General features: G+C 40.2%; 13 protein-coding genes. All 13 read left to right on the top strand.

Features of this window, described 5'->3' with window-relative positions:
• The first annotated feature begins 39 nt into the window (after positions 1-39).
• The 13 genes from ACYVQ1_RS09620 to ACYVQ1_RS09560 all read left to right on the top strand — a co-directional run bounded on the left by ACYVQ1_RS09620 (position 40) and on the right by ACYVQ1_RS09560 (position 11,915).
• Entirely contained in the window at positions 40-306 is a 267-nt protein-coding gene (locus ACYVQ1_RS09620; protein WP_021143456.1) for an ACT domain-containing protein, read from the top strand.
• A gap of 17 nt (positions 307-323) precedes the next feature.
• Positions 324-1,661 carry a PFL family protein gene (locus ACYVQ1_RS09615; RefSeq protein ID WP_461250516.1) on the top strand — a complete coding sequence of 446 codons (1,338 nt, stop codon included), beginning with the start codon at positions 324-326 and terminating at the stop codon, positions 1,659-1,661.
• A 115-nt stretch (positions 1,662-1,776) separates the two neighbouring features.
• Complete coding sequence (locus ACYVQ1_RS09610) at positions 1,777-2,481, top strand: histidine phosphatase family protein (RefSeq protein WP_461250515.1); 705 nt, start codon at positions 1,777-1,779, stop codon at positions 2,479-2,481.
• On the top strand, positions 2,468-3,265 hold the full coding sequence (locus tag ACYVQ1_RS09605) for a M15 family metallopeptidase (protein ID WP_461250514.1): 798 nt from the start codon (positions 2,468-2,470) through the stop codon (positions 3,263-3,265). Before ACYVQ1_RS09610 ends, ACYVQ1_RS09605 begins: the two co-directional genes overlap by 14 nt.
• Positions 3,262-3,846 (top strand): glycoside hydrolase family 73 protein, encoded by a 585-nt coding sequence (locus ACYVQ1_RS09600; RefSeq protein ID WP_461250513.1) that lies wholly within the window; start codon positions 3,262-3,264, stop codon positions 3,844-3,846. Before ACYVQ1_RS09605 ends, ACYVQ1_RS09600 begins: the two co-directional genes overlap by 4 nt.
• Before the next feature lie 189 nt (positions 3,847-4,035).
• Positions 4,036-5,070, top strand: coding sequence for a heat-inducible transcriptional repressor HrcA (gene hrcA / locus ACYVQ1_RS09595; RefSeq protein ID WP_004182170.1), 1,035 nt, complete (start codon positions 4,036-4,038; stop codon positions 5,068-5,070).
• 38 nt (positions 5,071-5,108) lie between these two features.
• A complete protein-coding gene (gene grpE / locus ACYVQ1_RS09590) occupies positions 5,109-5,633 on the top strand; it encodes a nucleotide exchange factor GrpE (protein ID WP_461250512.1) in 525 nt (174 codons plus the stop codon).
• Between the two features lie 267 nt (positions 5,634-5,900).
• Positions 5,901-7,724 (top strand): molecular chaperone DnaK, encoded by a 1,824-nt coding sequence (gene dnaK / locus ACYVQ1_RS09585; RefSeq protein WP_461250511.1) that lies wholly within the window; start codon positions 5,901-5,903, stop codon positions 7,722-7,724.
• Between the two features lie 201 nt (positions 7,725-7,925).
• The gene (locus ACYVQ1_RS09580; RefSeq protein WP_461250510.1) at positions 7,926-8,558 is read left to right on the top strand and encodes a DJ-1/PfpI family protein; all 633 of its coding nucleotides are present in this window, start codon (positions 7,926-7,928) and stop codon (positions 8,556-8,558) included.
• Between the two features lie 154 nt (positions 8,559-8,712).
• Positions 8,713-9,846: a molecular chaperone DnaJ gene (gene dnaJ, locus ACYVQ1_RS09575; protein ID WP_002886399.1), complete on the top strand. Its 1,134-nt coding sequence runs from the start codon at positions 8,713-8,715 to the stop codon at positions 9,844-9,846.
• Positions 9,847-9,951: 105 nt separating this feature from the next.
• Complete coding sequence (truA, locus tag ACYVQ1_RS09570) at positions 9,952-10,698, top strand: tRNA pseudouridine(38-40) synthase TruA (RefSeq protein WP_175063579.1); 747 nt, start codon at positions 9,952-9,954, stop codon at positions 10,696-10,698.
• A complete protein-coding gene (locus ACYVQ1_RS09565) occupies positions 10,691-11,452 on the top strand; it encodes a bifunctional hydroxymethylpyrimidine kinase/phosphomethylpyrimidine kinase (RefSeq protein ID WP_461250509.1) in 762 nt (253 codons plus the stop codon). The genes truA and ACYVQ1_RS09565 overlap by 8 nt, the downstream gene beginning before the upstream one ends.
• Positions 11,442-11,915 (top strand): ECF transporter S component, encoded by a 474-nt coding sequence (locus tag ACYVQ1_RS09560; protein WP_060973129.1) that lies wholly within the window; start codon positions 11,442-11,444, stop codon positions 11,913-11,915. Before ACYVQ1_RS09565 ends, ACYVQ1_RS09560 begins: the two co-directional genes overlap by 11 nt.
• Positions 11,916-12,252 lie beyond the last annotated feature (337 nt).

Below are 12,252 nucleotides of genomic sequence, written 5' to 3'. Positions count from 1 at the left end.
ATGCTAAAATTATACAAAATAAAATGATGGAGGCTTCTCATGAAAGCAATTATTACAGTTGTAGGTAAGGACAAAGCAGGTATTGTTGCGGGTGTTGCGACTAAGGTCGCAGAACTTGGTTTGAATATTGATGATATTACTCAAACAGTCCTTGATGAATTCTTTACCATGATGGCGGTTGTATCATCGGAAGATAAGAAAGATTTTACACACCTACGTGCTGAATTAGAAGCTTTTGGTGAATCATTGAACGTCAAAATTAACATCCAAAGCTCAGCGATCTTTGATGCGATGCACAACTTGTAAGATAGGAGTAGCTTAAAATGGATATTAAACAGGTCACAGAAACCATTGCCATGATTGAGGAACAGAACTTTGATGTTCGTACCATTACCATGGGAATCTCACTCCTAGACTGTATCGATTCAGATATCGATAAGGCAGCGGAAAAAGTATATAACAAGATTGTATCTAAGGCTAAGGATTTGGTAACTGTTGGCGACGAGATTGCGGCAGAACTTGGTATTCCGATTGTTAATAAACGTGTATCTGTTACTCCGATTTCAATCATCGGTGCGGCAACAGATGCTACAGACTATGTACCTTTTGCGAAGGCGCTTGACCGAGCAGCTAAGGAAATCGGCGTTAACTTTATTGGTGGTTTCTCTGCGCTCGTTCAAAAGGGTTACCAAAAAGGTGATGAGATTCTTATCAATTCTATTCTACGTGCGCTTGCTGAGACTGATTTTGTCTGTTCGTCTGTCAACATTGGTTCAACAAAGACTGGTATTAACATGACAGCAGTACGTGACATGGGACGTATCATCAAAGAGGCTTCTCAGGCAGATCCAATGGGTCCAGGTAAATTGGTTGTCTTTGCCAATGCGGTTGAAGATAATCCATTTATGGCAGGTGCCTTCCACGGTGTTGGTGAGGCTGATGTTGTAATCAATGTCGGGGTTTCAGGTCCTGGTGTTGTGCAACGTGCAGTTGAGAAAGTTCCAGGCGAAAGTTTCGATGTTTTAGCTGAAACAGTTAAGAAGACTGCCTTCAAAATCACACGTGTTGGTCAGTTGGTTGGTCAAATGGCCAGTGAACGTCTTGGTGTCGAGTTCGGTATTGTAGATTTGTCTCTTGCGCCAACACCAGCAGTTGGTGATTCAGTAGCCCGTGTCCTTGAAGCGATGGGTCTTGAAGTTGTTGGTACACATGGTACTACTGCAGCTCTAGCCCTTCTTAATGACCAAGTTAAAAAAGGTGGTATCATGGCATGTAACCAAGTTGGTGGTTTGTCAGGTGCCTTTATTCCAGTTTCTGAAGATGAGGGTATGATTGCGGCTGTTAAATCTGGTCATATCAACCTTGAAAAATTGGAAGCTATGACAGCTATCTGTTCTGTTGGTCTAGACATGATTGCTATTCCTGCTGATACGCCAGATACTACAATCGCGGCCATGATTGCTGATGAAGCGGCTATCGGTGTTATTAACCAGAAAACAACAGCTGTTCGTATTATTCCTTATGGTAAGGAAGGTGACATGCTGGAACTTGGAGGTCTTCTTGGGTATGCACCGGTAATGAGGGTAAACAAAGCTTCATCGGCTGACTTCATTGCGCGTGGTGGTCAAATCCCAGCTCCTGTTCACAGCTTTAAAAACTAAACGGATGATAAATGCTTTGCCAATTGGTAAGGCATTTTCTGATGGTCTCGCTGGCTAGATAGTCGAGGGGATTTGTGCTATAATGAATTCAAAAATGACGGAAAGAAGGGGCGCTATGAGTAAGGTTAGGTTATATATTGCGAGACATGGCAAAACGATGTTTAACACCATTGGTCGTGCACAAGGTTGGTCTGATAGCCCTTTGACCCCATTCGGTGAAGAAGGTATTCGTGAATTGGGGGTAGGTCTGAAAGCAGCAGGTATTCCTTTTAAAGCTGCATATTCTAGTGATTCAGGTCGAACGATTCAAACCATGGATATCATTTTGCGTGAGATGGGTTTAGAAACTATTCCCTATAAACGTGACAAACGTATTCGTGAGTGGTGTTTTGGTAGTTTAGATGGTGGCTATGATGGTGAACTTTTCTACGGTGTGCTACCGAGAACAGATGCTTTTCAAGGTAAGGATTTGCATGAGGTAACTTATCCTGAACTTGCACAAGGTATCCTTGATGTGGATACGGCTGGTTGGGCAGAGTCTTGGGAAGTGCTCAGAAAACGTATTATAGAAGGGTTTACAGCTATGGCTGAGGATCTTGAGAGGTCTGGTGGAGGTGATGCTATCGTCGTTAGTCACGGTATGACTATTGCAACTTTTGCATGGTTAATTGATCCTTCTGTCGAGCATCCTTCATTGGACAACGGTTCGGTTACTGTTGTTGCTTATGAAAATGGTAAATTTACATTAGAAGCACTTGGCGATATGACTTATCGTCAGGTTGGGCGAGAGATAATAGAAAAAGAAAATGGTAAAAAATAACTATCCAAGTCGCCGTCAGGCGAAAAAGCAAACCAACTGGTTTTTGGTTATCAGTAGTGTCTTGATTGCAGTCCTTTTAGTTGTAGCAGGACTTTATTCAGTATTTGGTGTCAGTCGTACAGTCCAACAAACCAGTGGATCGTCAGTAACAAAAAGTAGTAAACAAGCTACCGATGCGACTCAAAGCAAGGATGCAAAGGGACTACCTGATGTATCGCCTAAAGACTGGCAATTGCTTTTGGTAAATCGAGATAATAAGTCTAAAGAACTTAACCCTGAGATTGCTGATGTCGATGGTGTTTCTGTAGATGCGAGAATTGCTAAGAATGTTAAGGAGTTTTTAGCAGCTGCTCAAGAAATTGATCCAAGTTACCACTTGATATCAGGTTATCGTAGTGTTGCTTATCAGACAGAACTTTATAACAGTTATGTTCAGCAGGAAATGGCTGCTGACCCAAGTTTGACGGAGTCTCAGGCGGAGAAAAAGGTTCAAACCTATTCACAACCACCAGGAGCGAGTGAACACCAGACGGGTCTTGCGATTGATATGAGTACTGTAGATAGCTTAAATGAAGCAGATCCAGATACAGTAGCTAAAGTTAAAGAGTTAGCGCCGAAATATGGCTTTGTTCTTCGTTTTCCAGATGGTAAAACATCGTCAACAGGTGTAGGCTACGAGGATTGGCATTTCCGCTATGTTGGTAAAGAGTCAGCAGAGTATATGACTGAACATAATCTTACTTTGGAGGAATATTTGGCATTATTAAAGGAGAAAGCTAAGTGAGACGACGTTTTAAACTAAAAGCCTTCATAACCTTAGTTGCTGTTTTCGCTTTAGGTATTGTCTTACCTTTGATTCTTCATGCCTCTACAGATGATAATGCTCGTTCGGTAAAGGTTGCTTACACGCAGCAAGAGTTTATTGAGACCTTAGCTCCAACAGCTCAAAAGATGTCCAAAAACTATGGTGTGCCTGCGTCTATTCTCCTTAGTCAAGCTGCATATGAGTCGAATTATGGTAGCAGTCTTTTATCTGTTAAATACCATAACATCTACAGTCTGCTAGCTCAGCCGGGTCAAGAACGTATTCGTTTAAAGGATAGTATCTATAGTAAAGGTAAGTGGCAATACCAAAAGGTGGATTTTGCGGTTTTTAAGGATTGGTCAAGTTCTATGATGACTTATTTAGAAGAGCTTCGCCAAGGAACGTGGGGTGAGTCAACCTATAAAGAGGTGGCAGGAACGACTAGTTATAAAGTTGCGGCAGAAAAACTACAAGCTGCGGGTTTTAGCAGTGATCCAGAGTACGCCAAACACCTCATATCTATTATTGAGACCTATCATTTGTCAAAATATGATCGATAAGATTAGAGTACCTCGGAGGTGCTCTTTTTTTGCTTCTCTAGGTCTTGAGATGTATTTTTAGCACTCTCTTGAAAAGAGTGCTAATTTTTTGTTTTTTTGGGTTGACATGTTCAAGTTTAGGTGTATAATAGAATCATAAGTTAGCAGTCGACGTGTTAGAGTGCTAATAAATAGAAATGAGGTGACATCGTGATTACGCAAAGGCAAAACACTATTTTGAATTTGATAGTTGAGATGTTCACTCGTACACATGAACCGGTTGGTTCTAAAGCGTTACAAGAATCAATTGATTCGAGTTCAGCGACTATTCGTAATGACATGGCCAAGCTAGAAAAAATGGGCTATCTTGAAAAAGCTCATACTTCTAGTGGGCGTATGCCAAGCCGAGCAGGTTTCCAGTATTTTGTCGCTAATTCTTTGAATCTTGATACGATTGATGAACAAGATGTTTATCAAGTGGTTAAAGCTTTTGACTTTGAAGCTTTTAAACTTGAAGATATCTTGGATGCAGCGGCGAAGCTGCTGGCAGAAATGACAGGATGTACAGCAGTGATTCAAGATGTGGAACCGACACGACAACGTCTGACTGGATTTGACATTGTTCATCTATCCAATCACGACGCTTTAGCGGTTCTTACTCTAGATGAATCTAAGCCTGTGACAGTTCAGTTTGCTATTCCAAAAAATTTCTTGTCTAGTGATTTGGAAATTCTTCATAAGCTTGTTCAAGAACGTTTTTTGGGAAACACTGTCTTAGATATCCATTACCGATTGAGAACTGAGATTCCTCAGATTGTGCAGAAGTATTTCAAGATAACAGATAATGTTCTAGATTTGTTTGATTATATCTTTTCACAACTTTTTAAGGAATTGATTTTCATCGAAGGTAAGGTTGCATCACTGACTTATGCCGACTTAAAAACCTATCAATTTTTGGACAATCCACAACATGTGGCACTTGAGCTTCGATCAGCTATCTCCGATGATGAAGTGACCAAGATTTCGGTTGCAGAATCAACTGAAGAAGCGCTTGAAAATGTCACAGTTATGAGTCATAAATTCCTGATTCCTTATCGTGGGATGGCGCTCATGCATGTGATTGGCCCAGTTGAAATGGATTATCGTCGCATGGTTAGTTTGGTCAATGTTATTAGTAGAGTTTTGGTTATGAAGTTGACGGATTATTACCGTTACCTCAATAGTAACCATTATGAAGTTAGCTAAGATATAACATTTAATAAGTATAGAAAGAGGTGTATGCCTTGACTGAAGATATTAAAAAAGAAGAAGTGAAAGAAGAGGAAGCTACTGAGACAACTGAAGAAGTTGTAGAGGAAGTAAGCGAACCTTCTGAACTTGAAGAAGCACAAGCGCGTGCCGAAGAATTTGAAAATAAATACCTTCGTGCCCATGCAGAAATGCAAAACATTCAGCGCCGTTCTAATGAAGAACGTCAACAATTGCAAAAGTATCGTAGCCAAGATTTGGCAAAAGCGATTTTGCCATCACTTGATAACCTTGAACGTGCTCTTGCCGTTGAGGGTTTGACTGATGATGTCAAAAAAGGCTTGGAAATGGTGCAAGAAAGTTTAGTACATGCTTTTAAAGAGGAAGGAATTGAAGAAATCCCAGCAGATGGTGATTTCGATCATAACTTCCACATGGCTATTCAAACAATGCCTGCAGATGATGAACATCCAGCAGACACGATTGCGCAAGTTTTCCAAAAAGGGTATAAGCTCCATGAACGTGTCTTACGCCCAGCCATGGTAGTTGTATACAACTAGGATACAAAGTCCGTAAAAGCTCACAGTAAAAATAGGAGATTGACGAGGTGTTCGATGAACACAAGGAAATCTATCTTTTTTACTCAGAGCTTAGGGTGTGTTCAACTAGGCAATTCTGACGGTTGCTGAAGCAACTTGTTGTCGAAATGACATCGATTTCGACTTCTTGTGTCGTAACATAATTGAAAACTTGTCCGAAATGACAGAAAACTATGAATGAAAGATAAAAAAGCAAAATAGAAATTTTAGTAAAAAGGGGAAAAACATATGTCTAAAATCATTGGTATTGACTTAGGTACAACAAACTCAGCAGTAGCAGTTCTTGAAGGGACTGAATCAAAAATTATCGCAAACCCAGAAGGTAACCGCACAACTCCATCTGTTGTGTCATTCAAAAATGGTGAAATCATCGTTGGTGATGCTGCAAAACGTCAAGCAGTAACAAACCCAGATACAATTATCTCTATCAAATCTAAGATGGGTACTTCTGAAAGAGTTTCTGCTAACGGTAAAGAATACACACCACAAGAAATTTCAGCAATGATTCTTCAATACTTGAAAGGTTATGCTGAAGATTATCTTGGTGAAAAAGTAACCAAAGCTGTTATTACAGTTCCTGCTTACTTCAACGATGCTCAACGTCAAGCAACTAAAGACGCTGGTAAAATTGCTGGTCTTGAAGTAGAACGTATCGTCAACGAACCAACAGCAGCAGCCCTTGCTTATGGTTTGGATAAGACTGATAAAGAAGAAAAAATCTTGGTATTCGACCTTGGTGGTGGTACATTCGACGTATCTATCCTTGAACTTGGTGATGGTGTCTTTGATGTATTGGCAACTGCAGGGGATAACAAACTCGGTGGTGATGACTTTGACCAAAAAATCATCGACCACATGGTTGAAGAATTCAAGAAAGAAAATGGTATCGACTTGTCAACAGACAAGATGGCTCTTCAACGTTTGAAAGACGCAGCTGAAAAAGCTAAGAAAGACCTTTCTGGTGTCACATCAACACAAATCAGCTTGCCATTCATCACTGCTGGTGAGGCTGGACCTCTTCACTTGGAAATGACATTGACTCGTGCGAAATTCGATGATTTGACTCGTGACCTTGTAGAACGTACTAAAACTCCAGTTCGCCAAGCCCTTTCAGATGCAGGTTTGAGCTTGTCAGATATTGACGAAGTCATCCTTGTCGGTGGTTCAACTCGTATTCCTGCCGTTGTAGAAGCTGTTAAAGCTGAAACTGGTAAAGAACCAAATAAATCAGTTAACCCTGATGAAGTAGTTGCTATGGGTGCTGCTATCCAAGGTGGTGTGATCACTGGTGATGTCAAAGACGTTGTCCTTCTTGATGTAACTCCATTGTCACTTGGTATCGAAACAATGGGTGGAGTGTTCACAAAACTCATCGACCGCAACACTACAATTCCAACATCTAAGTCACAAGTTTTCTCAACTGCAGCAGACAACCAACCAGCCGTTGATATCCACGTTCTTCAAGGGGAACGCCCAATGGCAGCAGATAACAAGACTCTTGGACGTTTCCAATTGACTGATATCCCAGCTGCACCACGTGGTATCCCACAAATCGAAGTTACTTTCGATATTGATAAGAACGGTATCGTATCTGTTAAAGCTAAAGACCTTGGAACTCAAAAGGAACAAACAATTGTTATCCAATCTAACTCTGGTTTGACAGATGAAGAAATTGAAAAGATGATGAAAGATGCTGAAGCAAATGCTGAAGCAGATGCAAAACGTAAAGAAGAAGTAGATCTTCGTAACGAAGTTGACCAAGCTATCTTTGCGACTGAAAAAACAATCAAAGAAACAGAAGGTAAAGGCTTCGATACAGAACGTGATGCTGCTCAATCAGCTCTTGATGACCTTAAGAAAGCTCAAGAATCAGGCAATCTTGATGACATGAAGGCTAAATTGGAAGCTCTTAACGAAAAAGCTCAAGCTCTTGCGGTTAAACTTTACGAACAAGCTGCAGCAGCACAACAAGCTCAAGCAGGAGCAGAAGGTGCACAAACAGCAGATAACTCAGGCGACGATGTCGTAGACGGAGAGTTTACTGAAAAATAAGATGCAAAGCCCGTTAAAACCTCACAGTGAAATAGGAAATCCGACGCAGAAACTTTAGTTTCTAGGGAGATTTCTCTTTTTCACCAAGAGGTAAGGCGTGCTCAGTTCGGTAAGGTGTTGAGCTTATCTAGTAAATGATAGTAAGAAATCCAGAGGTTGCAAACCAGCCTCTGTTTTTCGGTAAAATAGAGGATGTTGCGTATGAAAAAAGTACTTTGTATCATTTATCCTAATTTTTCTCTTTATGAGATAACCACTTTAACAAGTACTTTAGCCCTGTCTTTTGACGTAACAATTGATTATGTGGCTTCAGAACATTCGATAGTTATATCTGAGGATGGCTTACCCTGTCAACCGACCAAAACATTGGATCAAATCCGTATAGAAGAGTATTCTTGTGTGATTTTGCCAGGAATGGTTAACATTGGACCTGCTCTACAGGATGAAAAATTGATATCGTTTTTGAGGGAGCTTGGTGAGCAAGATGTCTTAATTGCAGCCATTTCTTCAGCCCCCCTTTTATTAGCCAAAGCAGGCTTGTTGAAGGACACGAAATTTACAGGTGGAATTTGGCAAAACTTCTTTGACTATTTTGAATTTCTTCCTCGTGAGAATTTCCAACCGAAAGTGGTTGTGCAAGATAAACAGATTATTACGGCTATAGGATTCGAACATCAAGAGTTTGCAAGGAAAGTGATTCTAAGTCTAGGGTTGGCAGAAAATACGGGCAACTATTTTAAAGAAAAAAACGAGTACTCTGAGGAGGATTTGTTATTTACTCTATCAGATGAAGAGTTTGATCAAGTGAAGCGAAGTATAGAAAACACCCTCTAAAGATTTACATAAAAATTATAGAAAGGAACAAAGAGTGTTCGAGAAATTGAACACGAGCGGAAAGCTTGGAAATTAGATAAACCTCCTAAGAAATCAGGATTTCTTATGGGTTTCCTAAATTTCAGTCGCTTTCTGTTCGCTCTTAGTATCTTGTATGAACAATACCGAATATTACGATCGTCTTGGGGTATCTAAGGATGCCTCTCAAGATGAAATCAAACGTGCCTATCGTAAGATGTCTAAGAAATACCACCCAGACATTAATAAAGAACCAGGTGCGGAAGAAAAATATAAAGAGGTCCAAGAGGCATACGAAACTCTAAGTGACGACCAAAAACGTGCAGCCTATGACCAATACGGACCAGATGGTGCAAATGGTTTTGGTGGCCAAGGAGGCTTTGGTGGTTTTGATGGTGGTGCAGGCTTTGGAGGATTTGAGGATATTTTCTCTAGCTTCTTTGGTGGTGGTGCTACTCGCAACCCAAATGCTCCACGTCAAGGTGATGACCTTCAGTACCGTGTCAACTTAAGCTTTGAAGAAGCAATTTTTGGTGCAGAAAAAGAAGTTCACTACAACCGTGAAGCGACATGTAAGACATGTTCAGGATCTGGTGCAAAACCTGGAACAAGCCCTGTAACTTGTGGTCGCTGTCATGGTCAAGGGGTTATCAATGTCGATACGCAAACACCACTTGGTATGATGCGTCGTCAAGTAACCTGTGATGTTTGTCATGGAACAGGTCAAGAAATTAAAGAGCCATGTCAAACTTGTCATGGAACAGGACATGAAAAACAAAGCCATAAAGTATCTGTCAAGATTCCAGCAGGTGTTGAAACAGGTCAACAAATCCGTCTTGCTGGTCAAGGTGAAGCTGGTTTCAATGGTGGACCTTATGGAGATCTCTTTGTAATCATCAATGTTAATCCAAGCGATAAATTTACGCGTGATGGATCAACAATTTACTATACACTTAACATTTCTTTTGTCCAAGCAGCTCTTGGTGACACTGTCGAAGTACCAACAGTTCACGGCAATGTTGAGATGACCATTCCAGCAGGAACTCAAACAGGCAAAACTTTCCGTCTAAAAGGAAAGGGTGCTCCACGTCTTCGTGGAGGTTCACAAGGAGACCAACACGTTACAGTTAAGATTGTAACTCCTACGAAGCTAAATGATGCCCAAAAAGAAGCTCTCCTTGCATTCGCCAAAGCAAGCGGTGATGAAAAGATTGCACCACAGAAAAAAGGTTTCTTTAACAAGGTAAAAGACGCTTTAGAAGATTTATAAAGAAGGGACGCGAAAGGCGTCTTTTTCTTTATGCTAAAAACTGTACGGGGTCAGTTTGTGATAAATCTACTTTTTATCCTCTAAAAAATCTGATATGATAGCTCTATGGTTAGATACAAAGCGACAATTTCCTACGATGGTACACTTTTCTCAGGTTTTCAAAGACAACCAAATGCACGTTCTATTCAAGAAGAGCTCGAAAAGACTCTCTTACGTTTAAATAGTGGTACACCTGTCACCGTTCATGGAGCGGGTCGGACAGATGCAGGTGTTCATGCCTATGGCCAAGTTATTCACTTCGATTTGCCTCAAGAGCGAGATCCAGAGAAGTTGCGTTTCGGTTTAGATACGCAATGTCCAGATGATATTGATGTTGTTAGTATCGAACTTGTATCGGAGGAATTCCATGCGCGATACAACAAACACAGTAAAACTTATGAGTTCCTAGTAGATGCAGGGCGACCTAAGAACCCCATGATGCGTAATTATGCGACCCACTATCCCTACCCTCTAAGTTTAGCACCTATGCAGGAGGCTGCTAAGGATTTGGTCGGTACACATGATTTTACAGGCTTCACAGCTTCAGGAACTTCTGTAGAAAATAAAGTACGCACAATTACCCAGGCTAGTGTATCTATTGATGAAAAAACTGGATTTTATATCTTTACTTTTTCTGGTAATGGTTTTCTCTATAAGCAAGTTAGAAATATGGTTGGCACCTTGTTGAAGATTGGCAATGGTCGCATGCCTGTTTCGCAAGTTAAGACAGTATTAGAAAGTCGTGACCGTAATCTTGCAGGACCAACGACAGCTGGTAATGGTTTGTATTTAAAGGAGATACGATATGAGTAATGAATTGATTTTAGCGATTTCAGGGAATGATATTTTTAGTGGTGGCGGACTTCATGCAGATTTAGCGACATTTACCACAAATAAACAGCATGGATTTGTGGCTCTTACCTGTCTAACAGCTATGACTGAGAATGGTTTTGAGGTCATTCCGGTTGATACGAATGTTTTTAAACAACAACTTGATTCACTAAAAGATGTCCCCTTCTCAGCAATTAAAATTGGCTTGTTGCCTAACGTTGAGATCGCAGAATTAACGTTGGATTTTGTTAAAAATCATTCTGATATTCCAATTGTCTTGGATCCCGTTTTAGTATGTAAGGAGACTCATGACGTTGAAGTTTCTCAACTACGTGATGAATTGGTTAAATTTTTCCCTTATATCACGGTTATCACTCCGAACTTACCTGAAGTCGAACTGCTTATAGATAGAAAGGTCAAGACTCTTGATGATATGAAGCATGCGGCTAGCTATCTCAATGAATTAGGAGCTAAGACTGTCGTTGTCAAAGGTGGAAACCGCTTGGATGGTAATAAAGCGATAGATGTCTTTTATGATGGAGCAGACTACAAATTGTTTGAGGAAGTTGTGTTGGATAAAAACAATACCGGTGCAGGATGTACATTTGCTTCAAGTATAGCTAGTGAATTAGTCAAAGGATGTTCAGAAACTGAAGCTGTGGCAAATGCTAAATCCTTTGTTTATGAATCAATTAAACAATCAAATGAATTTGGAGTAGTTCAATATGCAAAATAAGAAAACAAAAGAGCTAACATTATTAGCTATCTTAACAGCTTTATCAGTGACCTTTGGATTTGTAGCTAAAATTCCAACTCCAACAGGGCTTTTAACTTTGGTAGATGCAGGAATCTACTTCACAGCCTTTTATCTTGGGAAGAAAGAGGGGGCAATTGTGGGCGGATTGTCTGCTTTTCTGATAGATTTGCTATCATCTGCTCCGCAATGGATGTTTATCAGTTTATTAATTCATGGTGCACAAGGTTATTTTGCTGGATTTAAAGGGAACTATCGTATCCTAGGCCTTCTGATTGCAACAATTGTGATGGTGGGTGGCTATGCACTTGCTTCAGTATTTATGTATGGAACAGGAGCTTCAATCGCAGAAGTGATTCCTAATTTCTGCCAGAATGCTCTTGGCGTAGTTGTTGGATGGGTATTGTATCAAGGATTCAAAAAAGTTCAGTCTAAAAAAGGTTAATAACATTACTAAACCCTATTGACAATAACAAAATTGGGTGTTAAGATATAAAAGTTGTCTTAACAGACTTGCCACAAACTTGAAAAGGTTCCAAAACTTTAAAAAAGTTATTGACAAGATAAGTCAGAGATGATATTATAAATAAGCTGCTTCGGAAGGGGCGGCGAACACGAGAAGTGAAAAAACTTCGAAAAAAGTGTTGACAAGTTGTTCTAGATTTGCTAGAATATAGGAGTTGTCTTAAGAGAGACAAAGACCTTTGAGAACTGAATAAGAAACCAAGTGCAGGGTTATGATAGAAGAAATTATAACCTGTCAATTTACAAGAATAAATCGT

The organism is Streptococcus parasalivarius, from assembly GCF_054785155.1.
This window is presented reverse-complemented; position numbering and strand designations above follow the sequence as displayed.